24 protein-coding genes are annotated in these 23172 nt (G+C 68.6%); 6 read left to right on the top strand and 18 right to left on the bottom strand.

Going from position 1 to position 23172, the window contains the following annotated elements:
- Positions 1 to 145 precede the first annotated feature (145 nt).
- The 6 genes from MRBLWO13_RS00650 to MRBLWO13_RS00675 form a co-directional block, all read right to left on the bottom strand.
- Positions 146 to 436, bottom strand: a complete 291-nt coding sequence (locus MRBLWO13_RS00650) for a GIY-YIG nuclease family protein (protein WP_341975826.1) — start codon at positions 434 to 436, stop codon at positions 146 to 148.
- A 77-nt stretch (positions 437 to 513) separates the two neighbouring features.
- The gene (locus MRBLWO13_RS00655; RefSeq protein WP_341975827.1) at positions 514 to 1386 is read right to left on the bottom strand and encodes a MurR/RpiR family transcriptional regulator; all 873 of its coding nucleotides are present in this window, start codon (positions 1384 to 1386) and stop codon (positions 514 to 516) included.
- Between the two features lie 14 nt (positions 1387 to 1400).
- The gene (locus tag MRBLWO13_RS00660; RefSeq protein ID WP_341975828.1) at positions 1401 to 2906 is read right to left on the bottom strand and encodes a glycoside hydrolase family 3 N-terminal domain-containing protein; all 1506 of its coding nucleotides are present in this window, start codon (positions 2904 to 2906) and stop codon (positions 1401 to 1403) included.
- Positions 2903 to 3736, bottom strand: a complete 834-nt coding sequence (locus MRBLWO13_RS00665) for a carbohydrate ABC transporter permease (protein WP_341975829.1) — start codon at positions 3734 to 3736, stop codon at positions 2903 to 2905. The genes MRBLWO13_RS00660 and MRBLWO13_RS00665 overlap by 4 nt, the downstream gene beginning before the upstream one ends.
- Positions 3733 to 4704 (bottom strand): sugar ABC transporter permease, encoded by a 972-nt coding sequence (locus tag MRBLWO13_RS00670; RefSeq protein ID WP_341975830.1) that lies wholly within the window; start codon positions 4702 to 4704, stop codon positions 3733 to 3735. Before MRBLWO13_RS00670 ends, MRBLWO13_RS00665 begins: the two co-directional genes overlap by 4 nt.
- 13 nt (positions 4705 to 4717) lie before the next feature.
- The gene (locus MRBLWO13_RS00675) at positions 4718 to 6013 is read right to left on the bottom strand and encodes a sugar ABC transporter substrate-binding protein (RefSeq protein WP_341975831.1); all 1296 of its coding nucleotides are present in this window, start codon (positions 6011 to 6013) and stop codon (positions 4718 to 4720) included.
- 141 nt (positions 6014 to 6154) lie between these two features.
- Here MRBLWO13_RS00675 and MRBLWO13_RS00680 point away from each other — a divergent pair, with 141 nt between their 5' ends.
- On the top strand, positions 6155 to 7405 hold the full coding sequence (locus tag MRBLWO13_RS00680; RefSeq protein ID WP_341975832.1) for an LCP family protein: 1251 nt from the start codon (positions 6155 to 6157) through the stop codon (positions 7403 to 7405).
- A 7-nt stretch (positions 7406 to 7412) separates the two neighbouring features.
- On the opposite strand, the gene MRBLWO13_RS00685 is transcribed toward MRBLWO13_RS00680, so the two are convergent.
- A complete protein-coding gene (locus MRBLWO13_RS00685; protein ID WP_341975833.1) occupies positions 7413 to 8189 on the bottom strand; it encodes a hypothetical protein in 777 nt (258 codons plus the stop codon).
- Between the two features lie 83 nt (positions 8190 to 8272).
- On the opposite strand from MRBLWO13_RS00685, the gene MRBLWO13_RS00690 reads away from it, so the two are divergent.
- The 3 genes from MRBLWO13_RS00690 (at position 8273) to MRBLWO13_RS00700 (ending at position 10319) form a co-directional block, all read left to right on the top strand.
- Positions 8273 to 9139: a fused MFS/spermidine synthase gene (locus tag MRBLWO13_RS00690; protein WP_341975834.1), complete on the top strand. Its 867-nt coding sequence runs from the start codon at positions 8273 to 8275 to the stop codon at positions 9137 to 9139.
- A gap of 120 nt (positions 9140 to 9259) precedes the next feature.
- Positions 9260 to 9784 (top strand): hypothetical protein, encoded by a 525-nt coding sequence (locus MRBLWO13_RS00695; RefSeq protein WP_341975835.1) that lies wholly within the window; start codon positions 9260 to 9262, stop codon positions 9782 to 9784.
- A gap of 46 nt (positions 9785 to 9830) precedes the next feature.
- A complete protein-coding gene (locus MRBLWO13_RS00700) occupies positions 9831 to 10319 on the top strand; it encodes a SprT-like domain-containing protein (RefSeq protein WP_341975836.1) in 489 nt (162 codons plus the stop codon).
- A gap of 11 nt (positions 10320 to 10330) precedes the next feature.
- Here MRBLWO13_RS00700 and MRBLWO13_RS00705 read toward each other — a convergent pair whose 3' ends face one another.
- The 4 genes from MRBLWO13_RS00705 to MRBLWO13_RS00720 all read right to left on the bottom strand — a co-directional run bounded on the left by MRBLWO13_RS00705 (position 10331) and on the right by MRBLWO13_RS00720 (position 13872).
- Entirely contained in the window at positions 10331 to 10699 is a 369-nt protein-coding gene (locus tag MRBLWO13_RS00705; RefSeq protein ID WP_341975837.1) for a DUF3054 domain-containing protein, read from the bottom strand.
- A 154-nt stretch (positions 10700 to 10853) separates the two neighbouring features.
- Entirely contained in the window at positions 10854 to 11510 is a 657-nt protein-coding gene (locus MRBLWO13_RS00710; protein WP_341975838.1) for a 2-phosphosulfolactate phosphatase, read from the bottom strand.
- 140 nt (positions 11511 to 11650) lie between these two features.
- Positions 11651 to 13114: an ABC transporter permease gene (locus MRBLWO13_RS00715; protein WP_341975839.1), complete on the bottom strand. Its 1464-nt coding sequence runs from the start codon at positions 13112 to 13114 to the stop codon at positions 11651 to 11653.
- Positions 13111 to 13872 carry an ABC transporter ATP-binding protein gene (locus tag MRBLWO13_RS00720; protein ID WP_341975840.1) on the bottom strand — a complete coding sequence of 254 codons (762 nt, stop codon included), beginning with the start codon at positions 13870 to 13872 and terminating at the stop codon, positions 13111 to 13113. Before MRBLWO13_RS00720 ends, MRBLWO13_RS00715 begins: the two co-directional genes overlap by 4 nt.
- A 140-nt stretch (positions 13873 to 14012) precedes the next feature.
- Here MRBLWO13_RS00720 and MRBLWO13_RS00725 point away from each other — a divergent pair, with 140 nt between their 5' ends.
- Both MRBLWO13_RS00725 and dgt read left to right on the top strand, forming a co-directional pair.
- Positions 14013 to 15293, top strand: a complete 1281-nt coding sequence (locus MRBLWO13_RS00725; RefSeq protein WP_341975841.1) for a cation:proton antiporter — start codon at positions 14013 to 14015, stop codon at positions 15291 to 15293.
- Between the two features lie 46 nt (positions 15294 to 15339).
- Positions 15340 to 16836 (top strand): dGTP triphosphohydrolase, encoded by a 1497-nt coding sequence (gene dgt, locus MRBLWO13_RS00730; protein WP_341975842.1) that lies wholly within the window; start codon positions 15340 to 15342, stop codon positions 16834 to 16836.
- A gap of 24 nt (positions 16837 to 16860) precedes the next feature.
- On the opposite strand, the gene MRBLWO13_RS00735 is transcribed toward dgt, so the two are convergent.
- From MRBLWO13_RS00735 to MRBLWO13_RS00765, 7 genes are all read right to left on the bottom strand, one after another.
- Positions 16861 to 17496 (bottom strand): response regulator transcription factor, encoded by a 636-nt coding sequence (locus tag MRBLWO13_RS00735; protein WP_341975843.1) that lies wholly within the window; start codon positions 17494 to 17496, stop codon positions 16861 to 16863.
- Positions 17493 to 18677, bottom strand: coding sequence for a histidine kinase (locus MRBLWO13_RS00740; RefSeq protein WP_341975844.1), 1185 nt, complete (start codon positions 18675 to 18677; stop codon positions 17493 to 17495). Before MRBLWO13_RS00740 ends, MRBLWO13_RS00735 begins: the two co-directional genes overlap by 4 nt.
- 65 nt (positions 18678 to 18742) lie before the next feature.
- Positions 18743 to 19534, bottom strand: coding sequence for a class I SAM-dependent methyltransferase (locus tag MRBLWO13_RS00745; RefSeq protein WP_341975845.1), 792 nt, complete (start codon positions 19532 to 19534; stop codon positions 18743 to 18745).
- Between the two features lie 43 nt (positions 19535 to 19577).
- Entirely contained in the window at positions 19578 to 20723 is a 1146-nt protein-coding gene (locus tag MRBLWO13_RS00750; RefSeq protein ID WP_341975846.1) for an AMP-binding protein, read from the bottom strand.
- Between the two features lie 80 nt (positions 20724 to 20803).
- Positions 20804 to 21730, bottom strand: a complete 927-nt coding sequence (locus tag MRBLWO13_RS00755) for a 1,4-dihydroxy-2-naphthoyl-CoA synthase (protein ID WP_341975847.1) — start codon at positions 21728 to 21730, stop codon at positions 20804 to 20806.
- Positions 21731 to 21814: 84 nt separating this feature from the next.
- Complete coding sequence (locus MRBLWO13_RS00760) at positions 21815 to 22771, bottom strand: permease prefix domain 1-containing protein (RefSeq protein ID WP_341975848.1); 957 nt, start codon at positions 22769 to 22771, stop codon at positions 21815 to 21817.
- Between the two features lies 1 nt (position 22772).
- Positions 22773 to 23105, bottom strand: a complete 333-nt coding sequence (locus tag MRBLWO13_RS00765) for a PadR family transcriptional regulator (protein WP_341978518.1) — start codon at positions 23103 to 23105, stop codon at positions 22773 to 22775.
- Positions 23106 to 23172 lie beyond the last annotated feature (67 nt).

Below are 23172 nucleotides of genomic sequence, written 5' to 3' on the forward strand. Positions count from 1 at the left end.
CCGTCGGTCGTTGAGCGAGCGAAGCGAGACGAAACGCAGAGATCTTGCGTCGAACGCCAGACAGGCACGTTTCGTCTCGGTCGCTGCGCTCCCTCGCTCAACGACCGTGGGGAGGGACCCAACGCGATCGCTGGCGCTCCCTCGCTCAACGACCGGCGGTGCGGTTTCGGACGCTCCAACCGATCACAGCATCCAAGCCACCCTCGATGAAGGCCATCCTCTTCGCGTGGCTCCAGCCCTGCAGTCGCTTCTCCCATGCGAAGGCCTCATCGATACGGGCGAAGTCCGCACTCCAGATCAACTCCACGGGAAGCCGACGCCGCGTGTAGGCGCTGCCCATCCCCTCCTGGTGCTGCACGAGGCGCAATCCGAGGTCACGGGTGCTCCCCACGTAAAGCGTCCCGTCAGAGCAGCGAAGGATGTAGACGTATCCCATGGCGCGCAACATACGCGCGGTCTCCGACATCGCTCGCCGGATGGGCGCGTCTCGTCTCGGTCTCTGCGCGCCCTCGCTCAACGACCGGGTACAGGGCGGCCGAGCGCGGCATCGCGGGTGAGCTGCAAAGGGATGGCGACGGGTTCGCCGCGGTGCTGCACGACGCGCACGAAAAGGATGTCGACCAGGGCCAGCTGCGCGATCCGACTCGACATCGCCGCCATCCGGAAGGGCGACTCGCTGGCGTGCGTCAGCAGCACGACGTCGGCCGCGAGGGCCAGCGTCGAGTCGTTCACGCTCGTGATCGCGACCGCGAGAGCCCCCGCATCACGCGCGACCTCGAAAGCACACACCGTCTCGGCCGTCTCGCCGCCGTGAGAGACGGCGATCACGACATCGTCCTTCGTGCGCAGCGATGCCGTGGTCAACGCCAGGTGCGGATCCGGCGAATGCGAAGCCGAACACCCGATGCGCACGAGCTTCTGCTGCAGATCCTGAGCGGTGAGTGACGATGCGGCCTGGCCGAGGATGTCGATATGACGTGCGGCGACGACGGCACGAGCGACACGATCGAGCGTCGGCCCGTCGAGGCCGAGCGCGGTCTTCTCGATCGCGTCGATCTCCTGCGCCGCGATCTTCGCCGCGACCACCGAAGGCTCGTCGTCCTGATCGATCGCGGTGTTGTCGAGGCTGAAGCGCGCCTGCTGCGCCTGAGCAAGGGTGACAGCGCGAGCGACGGCGACCCGCAGCTCGCGATAACCGCTGAAGCCCAGCGACTGCGCGAAACGGGCGACCGTCGACAGCGAGGTCCTGCAGAGCTTGGCGAGGTCGTTGATGGCGAGGTCGACGACAAGGGTCGGGTCACCGAGGATCGTTTCGGCGACCCGCCCCTCGGCGGCACTCAGCCGGGGGACCGAACGGCGGATCAGCGCGAGAACGTCAGCGTCCACGGCGCCCATCGTCGTCAGCCGGCCTCGATGAGCTGTTCTGCCGCCCTGCCGAGCAGTCTCTCGCGGGCGACTTCGGCGCCGAGGCGGCTCGCGGCGCCGACCTCGACGGTCGGCAACGGCAGGGGGTGCCTGGCCGCGAGCCCCACGTTGACGACGGCCGCGGCGGGATCGAGGACGGCAGCCCGCTCGACGAGCGCCCGCTGGCCGGCATCCGCATCGGGACGATCGACGAGCACCACTGTCCTGCCGTTGGCGGCGACCGCGTCGGCGAGCGCACTCTGCTGCGCGTCCGCGCTGCTGCTCGCGACGTCGAGCCGCACCAGGAAGTCGCCGGCGGCGAGCGCCTCGGACACGAAGCCTGCGGCACTGTCGACGGCCAGCGAGGAACGCTGCCGCGCGTCCACGACGGCGAGGGCGGATGCTCCGACCAGCGTCCCACCGGTGACGGCGATGGCGCGGTCGACGACGGCCGCGGCGTCGAAGTCGATCGGCTCGTCGGAGAGATCGGATGCAGCGGCACGGCGCAGGGACGCGAGCGCAGCCACTCGCGCGGCAGCCTCTTCGACCCGCTCCCGCGAGAGCGAGCCGTCGCGGAGCGCGGCGACGATTCCGTCCCGGGCGGCGAGGAAGTCACGGCGATCCTGGTCGGGCAGCGCGGCCGCACCGGGGTTCGTCGGATTGCCGATGCAGAGCAGGTCGGCGCCCGCGGCGAGCGCCTGTGCCGCTCCGCCGCCGATCCCCACGGTCTCGCGAATGGCGGCCATGTCCAGCGCATCGGTGATGATCACGCCCTGGAAGCCCCACTCCCGGAGCATCCCGAGCACACGGGGGTTGAGAGTCGCCGGCGCCTCGCCCCATGCGGGGACGATGATGTGCGCGGTCATGACGGCATCGACGCCGGCGTCCACCGCCGCGCGGAACGGCTCGAGGTGCACCCGTTCGAACTCGTCGATGTCGAGGGCGATCTCCGGCAGCGCATGGTGGGAATCGAGGTGGGTGTCGCCGTGGCCGGGGAAATGCTTGACGCACGCGGCGACCGCACCGTCCTGGATGCCGTCGACCTGAGCCACGACGTGGCGCGAGACGAGGTGCTCGTCGGAACCGAAGGAGCGCACGCCGATGACCGGATTGCGCGGGTCGGTGTTGACATCGGCGACGGGCCCGAGGATGACGTTGCCGCCGATGGCGCGCACACGTCGGGCGAGTTCCGCCCCGGTCGCCTCGGTGGCGATGAGGTCGTCGAGTGCGCCGAGCTGCGCGGCTCCGGGGAGCGTCGAGCCGGTCGCGGACTCGAGCCGGGTGACGCTGCCGCCCTCCTCGTCGATGCCGATCAGAGCATCCGGATTCGCCTCCTGGATCGACGCGCTCAGCGCGGACAGGCCATCACTGATGTTCTGTCCGAAGTAGACGACGCCGGCGAGCCCGTCGCGGAGCTCGGAGAGCAGCCACGGCGGCGCCTCCGTTCCGAGGAAGCCCGGCCAGAGCACGCCGTTGGCGAGGCGGGCGAGATCGTCGCTCATCCCTTCACCGCGCCGGCGACCATGCCGCTGGACAGGCGGCGCTGAACGATGACGAAGAAGATCATCACCGGAATCGTGATGATGGTGGATGCCGCCATGATGCTGCCCCAGTCGTTGGAGTGCAGTCCGAAGAACGACTTCAGACCGATCGCCACAGTGTACTGATCCGCTGCGCCACCCAGCATCGTCATTGCGAAGATGAACTCGTTCCACGCCGTGATGAAGCTGAAGACGCTCGTCGCGACGAGCCCCGGCATCACGAGCGGCAGCAGGATCGAACGGAACATCCGCCACCAGCTCGCGCCGTCGATGTACGCGGCTTCCTCGAGTTCGACCGGAACCGCCTGCACGAATCCGCGCAGCATCCAGATCCCGAACGCGAGCGAGAGCGCGATGTACACGATGATCAGTCCGAGGATGCTGTTGAGCAGTCCGAGGCTCTTCACCTGCAGGAACAGCGGGATGACGAGCGCCTCCAGCGGAACCATCTGCACGATGAGGATCAGCATCAGCACCGTGGTGCGCAGCTTGAACCGGAACCGGGCGACAGCCACCGCCGCGAGCAGGCAGACGAGCGCGCTGACGAGGACGGTGGCGAGCGCGACGATGGCGGAGTTGCGCAGGAAGGTGCCGAACCCGCCCTCGGTGAGCACGAACGCGAAGTTGTCGAAGGTGAACTCCTGAGGCAGGAACGTCTGCCCACCGCTCGACGCCTTCTTGTCGAAAGCGCTGGCGACCATCCAGTACACCGGGAAGAGCGTGAAGATCAGGACGGCCGCGATGGCGACACCGATTCCGATCCGCGACAGGAGTGGACGTCGGGTGCTCACAGTTCGTCCTCCTTCATCAGGGAGCGGATGTACACGATGGTGATCACGATCAGCACGAGCGTCAGCAGCACGGCGAGCGCGGCGCCGAAGCCGTAACGGTTCTGGCCGAACGACTCGACGTAGGACCAGACGCCGAGATTGAGCACGGTCCTGTTGGAGCCGGCGCCGCCCGGCATCAGGTACACCTGCGCGAAGACCTTGAAGTCCCAGATCGTCGACAGGATGATGACGACCGAGAACACCGGCTTCAACGTGGGGAAGATGATCTTCCAGAAGCGCCGCCAGGCGCCGGCGCCGTCGAGAGCCGCTGCTTCGAGCATCTCCTTCGAGACGCCGAGGAGGCCGGCGAGCACCGTGATCGCCACGAACGGGAACCCGTGATGGACGACGTTGAGCAGCACGATCGCGTAGAAGGACCACTGGTTCGTGAACCAGTTCACCGATCCGTCGATGAGGCCGAGATCCTGCAGAACGGAGTTGAAGATGCCCCGGTCGGCATCGAAGATGAAGGTCCAGACGTAGGTGCCGGTCACGGCGGGCATCGCCCACGCGACCATGATGCAACTCGAGACGATGGTGCGCCACACGATGCCCAGTCGGGCGAGGAGCAGGGCGACGAGGGTTCCGACCGTGACCGTCACGAAGACGGCGACGGCCGCGAAGCCGACGGTGTTCGGGAGGACGACGCTCCACAGCGTCGAGTCGGTGAGCGCCTCGATGTAGTTGCCGAGGCCGATCCAGTTGTTCTCGCCGGTGTTGATCTCGCGCAACCCGTAGTCCTGCAGCGAATACAGGACCACCTGCACGAGCGGCCAGAGCATGAGCACCGCGAGGATGACCAATCCGGGCGCGAGCAGGAGCCAGGGGCGGGCCTTCGCCCAGGGGAACCCACGGCGGGCGCGGCCGCCGGCCGTGGAAACGGATGACTCCGCTTCCACGGCCGGCAGTGGTGTCTGCACCATCGACATCGTCGGGTACCTACTACTGGTTGAGCAGTTCGGTCATCTCAGCGGCGGCATCCTTCGTCGCGGTCGCGACGTCCTTCTGCCCGCTGAGAATCGCCTGGATCATCGCGTTGGTCGTCTTCTTCGCCTGCACGGCACCGAAGTTCGGAGTGACCGGGACGGATGCTCCGCCCTCGACCATCTGCTTCGCGAACGGAGCGACGAGCGGGTCGGTCGAGGCCAACGCCTCTTCCATCGCGGACTGGACGCCCGGGAAGTATCCGGTCTCGGCGGCCCACTGCTCCGCGAACTCACCGGTCGTCATCAGGTTGACGAACTCCCAGGCGAGATCGGCGTTCTCCGTGGTGTTGAAGATCGAGAGGTGCGATCCGCCGAGGACCGACGGCGAGATGCCCTCGTCTTCGCCGGGGATGACAGCGGCGCCCAGCTTGCCCTCGAGTTCCGGGTTCGCCTCGACCAGCGCCTTCGGCGTCCACGATCCGGAGAGCATCATGGCGACGTTGCCCTGAGTGAAGGCGTCGCGCAGATCCGTCTCCTTCCAGGTGGTCGCACCGGCGGAGGAGAAGCCGTGCTTCAGCGCGAGGTCGGTGTAGAACTCGATGCCCGCCTGCGACTCCTTGCTGTCGAGTTCACTCGTCCAGGTGTCGCCCTTGAGCGTTGCGATCTCGCCGCCGGCACCCCAGACCCAGGGGTACACGTCGAACTCCGCGTCACCTGGAACGGGGAACGGGAGCATCTCGGGCTTCGCCGCCTTGATGACATCGCCGGCCGCGATGATGTCGTCCCAGCTCTCCGGAGCCTTGAGCCCGAGCTCCTCGAAAACGTCGGTGCGGTAGACGATCGAGCGGACACCCGCGTACCACGGCATGCCGTAGAGCTCGCCGTCGTAGGTCCCGGCGACCTCGAGCCCCTCGACCAGATCATCGCGGAGCCCCTTCTCACCGTCGACGTACTCACCGATCGCCTCGAGCGCACCGGCATCGGCGAACTCAGCCGTCCAGGTGGTGCCGGTCTCGGCGATGTCGGGCGTGGTGCCACCGGCGATCGCCGTCACGAAACGGTCGTGGGCATCTGCCCACTGCACCTCTTCGATGGTGACCTTCGCTCCGGTCTTCTCTTCGAATGCCGCGGACACCGCGTCGTAGAAGGCGGTCGAGTCGGGGTTGGTGCCCTTCATGATCCAGACGGTGAGCTCCTTGCCCTCGCCGTCGGTGCCGCCGCCGTCGGCAGGCGCGGTCCCGCCAGCGCAGGCCGCGAGGCCGAGGCTGACAACGGCGCCGAGCGCCAGGGCCGGAAGTATGCGCTTGTGCATCAGGGATCTCCTCTTTGAAACGTCCTGGGCGGCATCGGGTGCGCACCCTGGGGATAAGTATTCACGACTAACTAATTGCCTGCAAGTTTTTCTCAGAATGTGGCCGGACTGTGACAAGAACTTCCGTCGTAGGCTCGCGGCATGCCTCGTAGGGGAAACGGCGATGACCGCGCAACGCTGGCACGTCATGCGCACCACCCGTCACCGGGTCCGCTGTCCGCCGTCCTCAAGCTTCTCGGCATCTCACTCGGCGTGATCCTCGTCTCAGCCGTCGCCGTCTCTGCGTTCGTCGTCACGGACATCCTGGGGCGGGTCGGGGACGGTGCGGTGGCTCTGGAGGATGCTCCGGATGTCGCGCCGCCGTCGCTCGGCGCCTACCCGAGCGACAAGGCGTTCAGCATCCTCGTCATCGGGACCGACGAGTGCGGCGAACGCGCCACCGCTTTGCTCGGCGCCCGCTGCGCGGAGGCCGATGGGGGCAGCCGCAACGATGTGAACCTCCTCGTGCACGTCTCAGCGGCGCCGAGGAACGTGACGGTCGTCTCACTCCCCCGCGACCTCATGGTTCCGGTGCCGGACTGCACGCGCGAAGACGGTTCCGAGGCATCAGGCATGTCGAAGGCACCGTTGAACTCCGTGTTCGATCATGCCGGCATCTCCTGCGTGGTCAAGACGGTCAGCGATCTCGCCGACATCCCCATCGAGTTCGCTGCGAAGATCGGCTTCGACGGCGTGATGGCGGTCACCGAGGCGATCGGTGGTGTCGAGGTCTGCATCGCCGGCGACGGCATTCGAGACGAGCAGGCAGGTATCGACCTCCCGCCGGGCACCCACACGATCTCCGGGCCGGACGCTCTGGCGTTCATCCGCACGCGACACGGCGTCGGCGACGAGAGCGACCTTGCGCGCATCTCGAATCAGCAGCAGTACATGTCACGGCTGGCGAAGAAGGTGCTGAGCGCCGAGACCCTGACCGATGTGCCGAGGGTGCTGCGCCTGGCGAATGCGATCGCCGACAACATCGTCCCCAGCGAGGAGCTGCAGAATCCGCTGCGGCTCGCCGAGCTCGGTCTCGCGTTGAACGATGTGCCGTTCAGCGACTTCGTGTTCGTGCAGTACCCGAACGTCGATGACCCCGACAATCCCGGCATCAAAGTCGCTCCGAACTGGGAGGCGGCAGACGCGCTCTGGGCCGCGGTGAAGGCAGGGCAGCCGCTGCAGCTCACCGGCGATGTCGCGACGCACGAAGGCGTCGAGCTGGTGCCGCCGACGGCGCCGGTTGAACCTGCACCGACCTCGACGGATGCGCCTGCGGTTCGGGCTACCCTGCCGCCCGAGATCTCCGGGCAATCCCTCGAGCAGGAGACCTGCTCGGTCGGCAACCAGCGGTGACCTCAGGTCAGGGTCCGTTCCAGCCGCGCACGTGGTGCACCGAGGCCGTCTTCGGATACGAGCCGGCCGGTGCCGCCACTTCGAAGAGGTCGATGAGCAGGAACAACGGGTAGTCCGGAGCCTGCGGGATGCGGCGGACCACGACGCCTTCGCAGCCGATCACGGTCTCATCGCCACCCCAGATCACCGTCCAGGTGTGGGGTCGGGACGCGTCGAAGGGAAGCGGAACCTCGGCCATGTCGGTGTCGAGGCGCGGGTCGGAGTGCGCCTTCACGCCGGACCGTGCCACGCTGCGGTGCGAGCCGATCGCTTCGGCGTCGATCTCGAACACGCAGATCTCGCCGGCGGCATCCGCCCGCTCGTGCTCGGTGCCCACCAGCCAGGCGGCGAGCATGCATCCGCCATCGCGGCTGGCGCTCACCGTGATGTCGACGCGGCCCGAGCTCGGCGCCCACAGCAGCTGCGTAGGTGTGACCGTACGGACCGCCAGCCCGTCCGGGCGGTGACGGTGCGTTCCGTCCGATGAGCCGACAGGTCCGGAATGCACGCCGGTCTGCAGGTTCGACACCCGCATCGGTGCGTCCTCCGGTCTCCAATCCGGCTGGTCGGCATCGATCCTCAGCAGCACCCCGTCATCGGCCGTCTCGAACCGCGCGGCGGAGCGGTCAGGCGTGGTCCAGTGCGGAAGATAATGCGCGACCCACAGGTCGGAGCGGGGACCGTCGACGAAATCGTCCTCGATGTCAGGGCGACGGGTCGGGGCATCCGGGAGGGCTTCGATCACGCTGGCAACCGTACCGGCCGTCACGGACACCGGACGCGGCACAGGCCCCGCATCTCGACGCAGGCAGCGCGTAGTCTCGTCTCATGGGCAGGATGCGATCGAAGGACACCGAGCATCCCGAAGCCCGTCTCGACCACGGCGGCATCGCCCGCATCATCCCGTCCGAGTTCACCAGCGGCTTCGAGCTCATCGTCGACGGAACCCCGCAGTCGCACGTCGACCTCGATGATCCGACGCATCTGCACTTCGAGTACATCGTGCGGATGGGCGCCGTCATCGATCAGCTCACCTCACCGGGTGCCGCTCTCACGGCGGTGCATCTCGGTGCGGGTGCACTGACGATCCCGCGCTACATCGATGCGACGCGACCGGGCTCGCGCCAGCAGGTCATCGAGCTGGAGGCGCCGCTGGCCCAACTCGTCCGCGAGCATCTGCCGTTGCCGAAGGGGGCCTCGATCCGCATCCGCATCGGCGATGCCCGAGAGGGCGTGCGTCGCCTGCCGCCGGCGCTGGCTGGCAGCTGCGACCTCGTGGTCTCCGACGTCTATTCCGGAGCGCAGACCCCGGCCCACCTGACCAGTATCGAGTTCTACCGCGAGCTCTCGACGCTGCTCGCCCCCGGCGGTGTGCTGCTCGTCAACGTCGCCGACGGACCAGGGCTCGCGTTCGCCCGCAAGCAGGTGGCGACGATCGCCGACGTGCTGCCCGAGATAGGGATCCTCGCCGACACGCAGGTGCTCAAGGGGCGCCGATTCGGGAACCTCGTCGTGGCGGCATCCGCCACTGCACTGCCCACCGAGTGGCTGCCGCGAATCCTCGCCGCCGGCCCCCATCCGGCCAAGCTCGCGCAGGGCGCCGAGGTGAAGGCTTTCGTGCAGGGCACGCGCATCGTCACGGACGCGGATGCGGTGGCATCCCCCCGACCAGACGCCTCACTGTTCCTGCGCTGAGCCCTTCCGCCGCCCTGATCGCTGAGATCCATGACGGGTCCGCGGCTTCCAGGCGTGCCGCCCCTGGCCTGCCCGGATCGACAGGCAGACTGGAACGGGGACGCACACGGAGGGAGTGACATGAGTTTGATCCAGGGATACCACCAGGAGACGCTGCGTGAGCTGGTCGACCTCGACGCCTGCGCTGCGCGACTCTCGGAGATCGAGGCGCAGCGGAGCCTCCCGGCCCTTCTGGAACGGGTCTGGCTGCTGAAGGTACTGGGCCGATTGGACGAGTCGCTGACGTTGGCCGACGAGGCCGTGCGTCAGGCACGCATGGCGGGCACCCGCAAGGACGTGCTGCGCGCGAGGGTTCTCCACGCGACGATCCTGCAGTACCGCGGCGCGCACGCCGCCGCGGAACAGGAACTCGCCACCTGCGCCGCCGAGGCCGAGGGACAGCGCTGGCTGTCGATCGCCGCCTTCGCACACCAGCACCACGGCAAGAACGCCTATGACGCGGGCGACTACGAAGAGGCTCGAGAGAGCTTCAAGCGTTCGCTGTTCCTCCGGCGGGAGTCCGGTGCCGACGACAGCGAACTGGAGACGGCGCTGCTCGCAATCGAGGCCGCCGAACGTCGACGGCCCGCTCAGCTCGTCGGCTGAGCCGTCGATCGGCCCGAGTGTCGGCGGTATGGCTTAGCCTGAGCGCATGGCCGATCTTGACCGTGTGCGCATCTGGGGCGAGGCGCTGATCAGGGTTCACCTCGACGAGTCCTGGTCGTTCGGCTTCGACCACGCCAAGCGCCGCGCCGGACAGTGCGACTACAGCCGCAACCGGATCACGGTCTCGCGATATCTGGCGGCACGATTCGAGGATGACGAGATCCATCAGGTCCTGCTGCATGAAGTGGCGCACGCCCTCGCCGGGCACGCCGCCGCGCACGGACCGGCCTGGAAGCGCGTCGCCAGGGAACTCGGCTACGTCGGCGGCACCACTCATCACGGTGAGACCGCGGTCGAGCTCGCCCCGTGGGTCGGCCGCTGCCCCGAGGGGCACGTGACCTATCGGCACCGTCGTCCGAGCAGACCGACGTCATGCGCGCGCTGCTCGCGCACCTTCGATGCGCGCTTCCAGTTCGATTGGACCCGGCGCGAGATCAGCTCCGACACGCGACTCGCCGCCCAGATGCCGCGCTGACGTTCGCCCTGCTACTCCGCGCTGGCCCGGCGACGACGGAGCAGCGCCGTCACGGCCCGCCAGCCGACGATGAAGACTCCGAGGGTCAGCGTCGCGACGATGATGAACGGCACCTCGGCGGTGTCTCCGCTGACGACGCGGAGCAGCATCCCTCCGGCGACGGTGACGATCCAGACGACCACGCCCCAGAGGAGCGACCACGGCTGCCGCGGCCGCGCCGGAAGGAGCGCGGCGACCGCGTGCCCGACCAGGAGCGCCACCAGGAACGGCCAGGCCGTGAGGAGGAATCCTGCCGGGTCCTCGGAATGCGACGCACGGCCGATCACGGCGAAGATGAGCACCAGTACGGCGTCGAGGATCAGAGCGGGAACGTACCTCATGCCTCGACCCTACGTCGCGGGGGCATGGGCACGCGTGGGCTGGCTGGCGGTTCGGCGATCCCGCCGCCCGAGATCAGGACATCACCCCGAGATCAGGAGGATTCCGCCGAAATCCTCCTGATCTCGGTCGCGTCTCCTGATCTGAGGCCGCGGTTCACCTGAAACGAACGAAACGGCCATCCTCCAGCATCGGCACCAGGTCGGTCGCGTCCAGCGCGGCCGCCTGTTCGGCCGTCGACGGCGCGAGTCCGGATGCTTCGATCTTCGCCGTCGCGGGTATGCCACCGGCGATCTCGCGCCCCGAGCCGCTCGCGCCGAGCAGATGACGCAGGGCACCGGACAGCGCTCGGAAGCCCTCGGCGGCGACCGCCGCCTCCGGTGAGGTGTGGTCGATGCCGAGGTCGGTCAGCGCGGCGACGATCGCGCCGGCGCCGAGATGATCCTCCACAGCGAACCGCATCAGCCCCTCAGCATCCAGTTCGCCCGCGGCGATGACGGCGACCGACGTTCGCTCTCCCGTCCGCTCCTGCACGGTCTGCACCGCCCGGGCGACGGCGGCGGCATTGCGAATACCGCCGACGAGAACCGTCGGTGCGGACGCTGCGGAAGCCACGGCCGCGCCGTTCCGCGACCAGCGCACAGCGTCCGCGAGGACGACCTCGGTGGTGGATGCCACGGCATCCACCACCGTCGAGGAGAAGCGAAGCACGTCGACGACCACGACGACATCCGCCGTGGCGAGGCGCTCGAGGCCTGCGACGCCCCACTCGAGACGGACCTGATAGGTGGACTGATCGAACGGCGAAGGCATCCGTCCAGCCTATTCGCCGGTGGCGCCGGCATCCCGAGATCAGGAGAGTGCCCCGAGATCAGGAGGAATTGCCTGAAACTCTCCTGATCTCGGGCGTTGCTCCTGATCTCGGACGGCCCTCCGCGAGAACTGGATCCGGCTCAGTCCGCGGCGAGCGCCTCCACCGGCGCGACCCGCGTGGCGAGCCGTGTCGGAGCCGCCGCAGCCACCAGGGTGAGCAACGCGGTCGCCAGCACGATGATGACGACGGGCAGCCACGGCACCTGCGGGGCGACGAGCCCGGCTGGGTTCATATCGGGCGGCGTCGGAACGGATCCGAGCAGCGATTGCGCGGCGATCCATCCGTATGCGACGCCGAGCACGAGGCCGGTGAGCGTCGCCGCAACCGTGATGTGCGTCGCTTCCAGAAGCACCATCGCGCGCACCTGCCCGTTGGACAGACCGATCGAGCGCAGCAATCCCAGCTCCCGCCGACGCTGCACGACACCGATCGTGAGCAGGTTGACCAGGCCGACGGCGGCGATCACCGCGGAGATCGCGACCAGCACCATCATGATCGCGGCGAAGGCGTCCATCGGCGCGAAGAACTCCGCCGGAACGTCTCCCTCCACCTGGCTGATCATCAACTGCTTGGCCGACTCCATCGCGACGGCGAACATCGTCACCAGGGTCACACCCATGACCACGCCGATCGCCATCCGCGAAGATCGCTCCGGGTAGCGCAGCGCGTTCTCGGCCGCGAGTCGGGCGGTGGCGCTCGAACCGAGCATCCGCCCGACCAGGCGCAGCACGGGCGGCATGAACAGCACCGACCCGAGCGCGAGCCCGGTGAACGAGAGGATGCCGCCGACGAAGGCGACGACCACGCCGAGCGGGGTGACGAGTCCGACCACCACGCCGGCAGCGAGGAGCGCGGCACCCGCGATGAGCAGCACCCAGGCACCCACGTGCCGCCCCGGCCGACCGGAGACGTCGTCATGAGAACGCTCGACCGAACCGCCGAGCGCCTGCAGCGGCGTCACGGACAGAACCCGCCGCGAACCCGCCCAGGCCGCGGCCCAGGTGGTGAGGGCGACGCCGATCGCGGGCAGGGCGATCAGGGGCTGGATCACCGAGAATCCGCTCGGCGCATTGTCGAGCAGCTGCGCGCCGACCTGAACTCCGACCACGGCCAGCACGAGACCGGCGAGCAGACCCAGGACTGCGCCGATCACGCCGACGATGAATCCCTGCCGGCCGACCTCGGCGCGCTGCGCGCGCGCGGTCGCACCGATCAGACGCATGAGAGCGATCTGCCGCGTGCGCCCGGCGATGATCGTCGCGAACGTGTTCGCCGTGACGATCGCCGCGACGTACATCGCGACCCCGGTGAGCAGAACCGAAAGCAGGGCGACGACGAAGGCGAGCGTGCCGCTGTCGCCGATGTACGGATCGGCCTGGAGGACGACGCCGATGTAGGCGGTGACATCGACGAGCACGACACCGAATCCCGCGGACAGTGCAGCGACGAGGATGCTCGCCCCCATGCCGCGGTCGCGGAGCCAGCCGACTCCGGCGGTGCGCGATGCGCGCTCCGGCACGGTGGCTGCGGCGACCGCGGTCACGCTGCGACCTCGGCGGCGAGCATGTACGCCGAGATCTCCTCGGCGCTCTGGCGCGGGTGGTCGGCGACGATCCGGCCGTCGCCGAGGAACAGCACGCGATCGGCATGGCTGGCGGCGATCGCGTCATGCGTGACCATCGCGATCGACTGGCCGTGATCACGGCTGGCTGTCGCGAGGAGCCGCAGCACCTCGCGCCCGGTCTTCGAGTCGAGGTTGCCGGTCGGCTCGTCCGCGAAGACGAGGTCCGGCGAGGTGGCCAGCGCCCTGGCGATCGCCACGCGCTGCTGCTGACCGCCGGAGAGCTGGTGCGGGCGGTGCCGCAGCCGCGATCCGAGCCCGAGGGTCTCGATGAGGCCGTCGATGCGGGCCCGCTCGATCGCGCTCGGGCGGCGTCCGTCGAGCTCGAAGGGCAGCATGATGTTGCCCAGTGCGTCGAGGGTCGGCACCAGGTTGAACGCCTGGAAGATGAAGCCGACGCGACGGCGACGCAGGATCGTCAGATCGAGGTCTCCGAGGCCGGTGATCTCGGTGTCGCCGATCCATGCCCGCCCCTCGGTCGGGCTGTCCAGGCCCGCCATGATGTGCATGAGGGTGGATTTGCCGGAGCCGGAAGGGCCCATGATCGCGGTGAACTGGCCGCGGCGGATGCCGACGCTCACGCCGTCGAGGGCATGCACGGTGCCTTCGCCCGTGCCGTAGGTCTTCTTCAGGTGCTGGACGCGGGCGGCGAGCCCCAGGTCGGTGGTCGTGATCTCCATGCTTTCGACGGTACGGAGAGCGGATGCTCCGACGCGTCGCCCGTGCGGAGCATCCGCGTACATCGGAAGGATGATCCTCGGGGCCGCTATTCTCAGCAACGGGGACCCCATCGAAGCCCCGAGGACGAAAGGATCCTGTCGTGCCTGCTGTCGTCCTGATCGGCTTCGCCGCCGTCGTGCTGTGGTCACTGGTGTCGCATCGTTTCGAGCGCTGGGGAGTGGCCGGCCCCGCCGGTCTCCTCGTGCTCGGCGCGGTCGCCGTGATCTGGGATGTGGAGGCGTTCGCGACGGCCATCGATGCACCGCCGACCGAGAAGATCGTTGAGGTGATTCTCGCGGTGCTGCTCTTCGTCGACGCGATCGAGGTCAAGGGCGGGCTCTTCGGCAACGAGGGGCGAGTGACCCTGCGGCTCGTGCTCATCGCACTGCCGATGTCGCTCGTGCTCGGGGCAGCGGCCTCCTGGCTGCTGGTCCCGGAGACGGCACCGTTCCTGATGATCGTGATCGCCTGCGTCATCCTTCCCACCGACTTCGCGCCCGCTGCCGAGATCCTGCGGGTGCGCTACATTCCCGACCGCGTACGACAGATCCTCAACGTCGAGAGCGGCTACAACGACGGAATCGTCTCGCCGCTCTTCGCGATGATGCTGCCGCTCGCGACGATCTGGGCCGAGATCGTGAGCAATGCCGGGAAGGACCTCTCCGATGCCGAGATCGACAAGCGCTCGGATCAGGTGGGCGAGGCGATCATCGGTGCCGTTCCGGCGACGCTGGTCGCCATCCTCCTCGGCGTGGTCCTGGGCTTCGTCTGCGGAACGCTGGTGCGGCTGTGCCGTCGGCATCAACTGGTCTCCGATGCCGGTGTGCGCGGCGTGATGCTGCTGATCCCGCTGATCGCCTACGGAATCGCGACCCTCCCCGCCCTCGGGGCAAACGGCTTCGTCGCCGCATTCGTCGCCGGCATCGCCTACCGGATGGCCCGCACCCGTGGCGAGGAGGAACGTGCCGTCGCGCACGACGAACTCGTCCTCGTCGAGGAGACCGGCACGCTCGCGGCGAACTTCGTCTGGTTCATCCTGGGCGGCGCTGCACTGCTCGCGTTCTCGGCGGGAGTGGGCTGGGACGTGGTCCTGCTGGCACTGCTCGCGTTGACCGTGCTGCGGATCGTCCCGGTGTATCTGTCGCTGATGGGCAGTTCCGTCGCGCCGCGCGAGCGGTTGCTCATCGGTGCACTCGGACCGCGCGGCACCGCATCGATCGTGTTCGGCCTGCTCGCTTACAACGCGCTGCCCGACGAGCAGGGAGAACTCGTACTGGTGGTGATGGTCGTCACCGTCGTCGGCAGCATCGTCCTGCACGGACTCGCCGCGCCGCTGCTCCTGCGTCGGATGAGTCCGGCGGGACGCGCGAAGCTCCGCTGACGCCACCCTCTTCGCAACGCAGCGCGGCGGATGACACACTGACCTCATGCCTCAAGACGGACTCGACCCCCGCCAGACCCGACGCATGCCGGAGATGCTCGACGAGTTCCAGCGCGCCGAGGGGCACCCGCACTTCCGCGTCGACGTGGAGCGCATCCGCTTCTCCCCCTTCTACTCACGGCTCTCCGCGGTCACCCAGGTGATCTCGCAGACCGGCGCCGGGCTCGCCGTGCACAACAGGCTCACCCATTCGATCAAGGTCGCGGCCGTGGCACGGGCGATCGCGACGCACCTGTCGACGCGTACCGACGAGGCGAGCCGGATCGTCGCCGAGCTCGGCGGCGCGCATCCGGTCGTGGTCCAGGCCGCCGCAGCAGCGCACGACCTCGGTCATCCCCCGTTCGGGCACCTGGGTGAGCACACTCTCGATCGCCTGGCGCGCGCCCGGTTCGGGCTGACCGAGGGATTCGAGGGGAACGCGCAGACCTACCGCATCCTCACCCGCCTCGACGAGCACGATCGCCCGGGCGTCGGACTCAATCTCACCGCGGCGGTGCGCGCCGCCGTGCTGAAGTACCCCTGGCGGCGCGGCCTCGGCGGAATCCGCCGCGGCGGCACGAGCAAGTTCAACTACTACGCGGTCGACGAGCAGGACGCACGTCAGGCGCTCGCCGCCTATCCCCTGATCGGCGAGGGACAGCAGACGGCCGAGTGCTCCATCATGGACATCTCCGACGACATCGCCTACTCGCTGCACGATCTCGAGGACTTCTATCGCGCCGGCCTACTGACCCCCACGACGCTTTCCACCGAGTTCCGGGCTTGGCACCGCGACCTCACCCGGCTCCGCGTCGCCGACCAGGACTTCCTCGCCGCCGATACCAGGACTCCGGGGCACTCGCTCGAGCTGCTCTGGCGCCGGCTCCGCGGCAAAGACGGCTGGATCGCGGATGCGGATGCCTTCGGCGCAGCCGTGGCGAAGGTCGGCGCCGAGGTGATCGACGGGCTCCTCGCCGAACCGTTCGATGGCTCCCTCTCCAGCGAGCGGTCCCTCGCGAGATTCACGACGGCATGGATCGCGCGCCTGCAGTCGTCGATCGAAGTGCACCGGAACCCCGACATCCGCTCGGGCCACGTCAGCCTGAACCGGCAGGCCTGGCACGAGGTCGCAGTGCTCAAGTTTCTGCACGAGCGGTTCATCCTCGAACGCCCGGATCTCACCGTCTACCAGCGCGGACAGGCCAGCGTCCTGGAGCGGCTCGTCAGCGGCTTCGCCGCCTGGCTCGACGACCCCCTCGACGCCCGCCGCGCCCCGCGCCGACTGCTCGACCTCGTGCAGCTCGCCGACGACGACTATCGCCGGTTGCGGAAAGATGCGCCGGAGCTGCTCGAGACGCACACCGCCACGGAACTCCATGCTTTCGCCCGTGGCCGCGGCATCATCGACTACGTCGCCTCGCTCACGGACGCCCAGGCCGTGTCGCTCGACGCGATGCTGGCGGGTCGGACCGAGCGTCTGTGGGATGCCGGTCAGGGGCTGTGACGCCCTCGGCCGCAGGCCGGCCGCTCAGTTCAGCCCGTGCTCGAACGCGAACACCACCAGCTGCACCCGATCACGCAGCGCCAGCTTGGCGAGGATCCTGCTGATGTGCGTCTTCACGGTCGCCTCGCTGAGGTACTCACGGGCAGCGATCTCGGCATTCGACAGACCCCGAGCGGCGAGAGCGAAGATCTCCCGTTCGCGGTCGGTGAGGTCGGCGTACTGAGGCGGAACCGGCTTCGGCGCCTCGGTGAAGTGCTGGAAGAGGTCGCGGGTGGCGGATGCCGCGATCACCGACGACCCCGAATGCACGGTGCGGATCGCGGCGAGCAGGAACTCCGGATCGGCGTCCTTCAGCAGAAAGCCGCTCGCCCCCTGGCGGATCGCCCGCGCGGCGGCCTCGTCGAGGTCGAAGGTCGTGAGCATCACGATGCGCGGTGGATCGGGCTGGGAGAGGATCTCCGCCGTCGCGGTGAGCCCGTCCATCACCGGCATCCGGATATCCATCAGCACGACGTCGGGCCGGGTCTCCCGCACCACGTCGAGGGCCTGACGGCCGTCTCCCGCTTCGCCGACGACATCGAGGTCGGGTTGGGAGGCGACGAGCATGCGGATGCCGGCACGGAACAGCGCCTGATCATCCACGAGAACGACCCTGATCATGCCCTGCCTCCGATGGGGAGCGTCGCCCGGACGACGAACTGTGCGCCCTGATGCTCAGCCTGCAGGTTACCGCCGACGAGTTGCGCGCGCTCGCGCATGCCGATGACGCCGTGCCCTCCCTGGCCGACGACCCGCTCGCCGGTCACGGTGTTGCGCACCTGGATGTCGACGCGATCAAGGAGCCAGGCGAGGTGCACGTCGACCGCGCCGTCGCCGTGCCGGATCGCGTTCGTGAGCGCCTCCTGCAGGATGCGATACACCGCGAGCTGGATCGCCGCCGGCGGCTCGCCCGGAGGCATCGGATCGACGGTGATGCGGGGCTCGACCCCGGCGTGCCGCACCTGCGCGAACAGCGTCTCGAGGTCGGCCAGCGTCGGTTGCGGGCCGTCGCCCTGGCGATGGCGGAGCTGGGTGAGCAGCATCCGGACATCGGAGAGCGCACCGCGTGCGGTCTGCGCGATCGTACCCAGGGCTTCCTGCGCCAGCTCGGGCTGCACGGCGGCCGCGTAGCGCGCGCCGTCGGCTTGGGCGATCACGACCGCGAGTGAGTGCGCGACGATGTCGTGCATGTCCCGGGCGATCCGCACTCGTTCCTGCTCCTCCGCGGCGACGGCTTCGGCCTGGGCCTTGGCCACCTGCGTCTCCCGCCCCTTCACCACCACTCGCCACAGCAGTCCGGTCCCCCACGACATCACCATCGCGAGCACGAAGACCGAGCCGATCAGCGCCGCACTCGTCGCGACCCTCAGGGTGCTCGAGGCATCGGTCAGAAGTCCTGACCAGATCAACGCGAAGTAGATGCCGCCCAGCACCCCGCCAACGAGTGCCGAGACGCCGCCGATCCACAGCACCCGCCTGCTTCCCCATGCCGATGTCGCGAACAGGACGAGGAGAATGGCGATGTTGTACGCAGACGGCGGGAGCCCAGCCCCCATCTGGATGACCGCCCCGATCCACGCGATTCCGAGGGCGAGCGCGGGCGAGAGGCGACTGATCGCGGCCGCACCCCAAAGGATCACGCCGACGACGACATAGATCGTGACGGCGATGGGACCGGAGTGGATCCAGACGCTCAGCTCATTCGTACCGGCAAGGAAGGACAGCGGCGCCGTCACGGCGAAGCCGATGACCGCGCCGACGATGTCGAGCACGAGCCAGGTACGGGAGACGGGGCGGATCACTCCCCTACGCTACGCGGCGCCGCGCGCTTCCCGCATCCGCCTCGAGATGTATCCCGCGGCGGACGTCAGGCGCGGCAGAGGATCTCGCCGTGGGGCACGAGGTACCAGCCGTCTTCGGCATCCGCCCAGCGCTTCCACGCGTCGCTGATCGCCTGCAGATCCGTGGTGGTCGCGCGACCCTCCCGCACCAACTGCCTGGCCAACGCGGACTCGAGAATACGGTCTGCCCACATCCCGCCCCACCACGCGCGTTCGTCCGGCGTCGCGTAGCACCAGGTCGACGCGGTGGCGCGGACATCCGTGAAACCCGCCTGCCGCGCCCAGGACAGCAGCTGCCGGCCGGCGTCGGGCTCTCCGCCGTTCGCCCGTGCCGCAGCGCGATAGAGCTCGAGCCACCGATCCAGCTCCGGAAGCAGCGGGAACCAGATGAAGCCCGCATAGTCGGCGTCGCGCGCGGCGACGATGCCACCGGGCACCGTGACACGGCGCATCTCACGCAACGCCTGCACCGGGTCAGCCACGTGCTGCAGCACCTGATGCGCGTGCACGACGTCGAAGCTGTCATCGGCCAAGCTCAGGGCGTGCACGTCCTCGACGGAGAAGTCGACGTTCGTCACCCCACGGCTCGCGGCGAGTTCGCGCGACAGCGACAGCGCCGCATCATCGATCTCCGTCGCGGTGACCCGATCGACGACGCTGGCGAAGTCCATCGTGATCGTGCCCGGTCCCGCTCCCACGTCGAGAAGTCGCGTCGAGGCGCCGAGGTGGGGCCGGAGGTACTCCGCCGAATTCGCGATGTTCCTGGTGTTGTGCGAACGGAGGACGGATTCGTGATGTCCGTGCGTGTACGAGGCCATGCGTGCCATTCTGGCAGGCCGATCAGCGGCGATCGGTCGGCGGTCAGTGCAGGTCGGCGACGGCCCGACGGATGCTGTCGCGATCGGGCTTGCCGGATGGGAGCGTCGCCAACTCGTCCACGAGGATGAGCCGCGCGGGTCTGGCGTGCTTGCCGAGCTCGGCAGCCACCACCTCGCGGGCATGGGCCAGCTGCTCGGACTCGCTGCGGCGGAGCGCCTCACCGCGGGCGGCGACGATGACGGATGCCTCTCCCCAGCGTGCGTCCTCCACCCCGACGACCACCGCCTGATGCAGCCCTGGCACCAGGCGCACGATGCGCTCGACGCGGTCGAGTGAGATGTTGATGCCGCCCGAGACGATGACGTTGTCGGCCCTGCCGTGCACCCGCACAATGCCGTCCTCGTCGACGAGCCCGAGATCGCCGGTGCGGTACCAGCGGATGCCGTGCCGGTCGCGCACGAACGTTCGCGCCGTCAACTCTGCATCGCCGAGATAGCCGTCGGCGAGCATCGGGCCGGCGAGGTGCAGCTCGCCATCGACGGCGTGCACAGCGACCGTGTCGAGCGGCACGCCGTCGTAGACGCACCCGCCGCTCGTCTCGGTCGATCCGTAGGTGCGCACGAGCGGAGCACCGAGATCAGCGGCCCGCTCCCGCAGTGGCTCGGGCAGCGCCTGGCCGCCGACGAGGATCGCCCGGTACGCCCGCAGTGCCGCACGTACCCCTGGTTCGTCAGCCGCATCGAGGAGCGTGGCGAGCTGCGCCGGCACGAGAGCGGTGAACAGCGCTTCGTCGCCCCGGCGCACCATCGACAGCGTCGCCTCTGCGAACGAGCTGGGAGAGAACCGCCCCTCCGGCGCGACGGGCTCGGTACCGGCGAGCGCCGAGCGCACCAGCACCTGGAGCCCGGCGACGTAACCCACCGGGAGAGCCAGCAACCAGCGCCCGCTGCCGATCCGAGCCGCGGTCGCCTCTGCGCTCGCCCGCAGCGCTTCGCCGCTCAGTGAGACCCTCTTCGGGACGCCGCTGGATCCGGAGGTCGCGATGACCGCCGCTGTGCCGTCCGGCACCCGCTCCGGCGCGCCGGCGAGCATTCCGAATCCGAGCGCCGGCCCGCCGTCGAGGGCGTGGCGCAGTGCGGCGAACACCTCGACGGGGTCGTCGGCATCCGTCGGAATCAGCGAGACCATCCGTCACTCCCCCGCAGGCATGATCTGCTCTCCACAGTTCTGGTCGGGAGCGGGTCGTGCGCGATCGATGACATGACGGCCTAGTAGTGCCAGGGGAAGGAGGACCAGTCCGGGTCGCGCTTCTCGAGGAAGGAGTCGCGCCCCTCGACCGCCTCGTCGGTGCCGTATGCGAGGCGGGTGGCCTCACCGGCGAAGACCTGCTGGCCGACGAGACCGTCGTCGACGGCGTTGAAGGCGAACTTCAGCATGCGGATCGCGGTGGGCGATTTGGTGAGCACGGTGCGCGCCATCTTCAGCGCTTCACGCTCGAGTTCGGCGTGCGGGACGACGCGGTTCACAGCGCCTGCTTCATAGGCGCGCTGCGCCGAGTACTCCTCGGCGAGGAAGAACACCTCGCGCGCGAACTTCTGTCCGGTCTGGCGCGCCATGTACGCCGAGCCGTAGCCGGCGTCGAAGGATCCGACGTCGGCATCCGTCTGCTTGAACCGCGCCTCTTCGGCGCTCGCGATGGTCAGGTCGCAGACGACGTGCAGGGAGTGCCCGCCACCGGCAGCCCAGCCGGGAACGACAGCGATGACGACCTTGGGCATGAAGCGGATGAGGCGTTGCACCTCGAGGATGTGCAGGCGCCCTGCTCGCGCCGGGTTCTGCACAGCCGTCTCGTCGTCGGAGTACTTGTAGCCGTCGCGACCGCGGATGCGCTGATCGCCACCGGAGCAGAACGCCCAGCCGCCGTCCTTCGGGCTCGGCCCGTTTCCGGTGAGGAGCACGGCGCCGATCTTCGGATCCTGGCGCGCGATGTCGAGAGCCCGGTAGAGCTCGTCGACGGTGTGCGGGCGGAAGGCGTTGCGCACCTCAGGGCGGTTGAACGCGATGCGGGCGACGCCACCGTCGTGCGAGACGTGCGCGGTGATGTCGGTGTACTCGGCGGCACTCTTTCCGTCGACACCGGGCGCGAGCACCCATTCGGCGGGATCGAACAGGTCGGAGACGAATGCGTTGGCCACGGGATCCAGCCTATTCCTCACCTCGCCCTCACCACGCAGGGAGCGCCGCCTCCCGGGAGAGGCGGCGCTTCCTGACGATGCGGATCACGCGCGGCGCGCACGCATGGTCTTGATCCAGCCGTCCACCGCATCCCACGCGGCGAACGCCACGAGGGCGAAGCCGGTGATGACGGTGAGGACTTCCATCGTGTCGCTCTCGACCCCGTTGCCGGTGAAGACGAAGCTCAGGAACTGCGGGTTGATCAGCTCGCCGCGCACGAGCAGCGTGACCGACCAGACGGCGAAGGCGACGGCCAGCAGGGTGTTGATCACCGCAGCGCCGACGGTCCACCGCCGCTTCGCGTACACGGCGACCGACAGCAGCGCCTCAGCCACGATCAGTGCGAAGAAGAGGCTGATCCCCCACGGCCACAGTCCCGGGTTCAGCAGCGGAATGGGATCGCCGCCGGTCGGGAAGAACCCGATGAAGGCATCCCAGAACACCGCCCCGACCCCGATCGCGAGGAACACGAGTGACGCGATGGCGTCTGCCCGCCCTGCGCCGCTCGGCGTCGGTTCCGGCAGCTGGTCGACATCCCATTTCACCCCGGTGTCGGCGCCGGTGCGCTCGAGCACGAAGAAGACCAGCGTCACCCAGAAGCAGACGTGCACGATGACCGAGATGCCCACGCCGATCGCGGCGCCGATGATCTCGCCGACGGAGGCTCGGTCCAGCGCCTGCGCGAGCGCGACGCCGCCCATCGCGCAGATCGGCACGATGACCAGCAGGAGCTTCAGCAGGCGCCACCAGGTCAGGAAGTACTTCGGACCGATCAGGTGCAGCGGCTGATCGGCGTAGCCGGCGGCCAGAATGCCGGGGTCGCCGAGCTCGGTGAGGACGGCGCGCTCGGCATCCGTCCGGCTCTCGCCCTGCTCGACGCGCGCTTCGACGGCGTCGGAGATCGACGCCTCGAGTTCGGCGCGGACGTCGTCCTGCGCGGTCGGCGTCAGGCTCTTGACCGTGGCCGCGATGTAGCGCTCGGTCAGTGTGTTCGTGGACATCTCAGTTCTCCTCTGCGGTGAGACCCGCGATCGCAGTGGTCAGCGATCGCCATTCGTCGGTGAGGGTGTCGGCGAGGCGCATGCCGGCATCCGAGGTGCGGTAGAACTTGCGAGGCCGCGCCTCGTCGGTGTTCCACTCGCTCGTGAGGTACTCCTGCTTCTCCAGACGGCGGAGCAGCGGGTAGAGCGTGTTGGCGTCGGTGGCGAAGCCGCGGCGCTCGAGATCTTCGAGCAGTCCGTAGCCGTACCCCGGGGCGCGCAGCAGCTGCAGGCACGCCAGCACGATCGTGCCGCGCCGCAGTTCCTGCAGGTGCGTATCGAGGATCTCGTTCATGTTCATCACATTACTGTGCGTCACACACTATTGTCAACGACACATTCCTGTGCGCTTCAATGACCGG

Origin of the sequence: Microbacterium sp. LWO13-1.2, from assembly GCF_038397725.1 — a bacterium.
Lineage (GTDB): Bacteria > Actinomycetota > Actinomycetes > Actinomycetales > Microbacteriaceae > Microbacterium.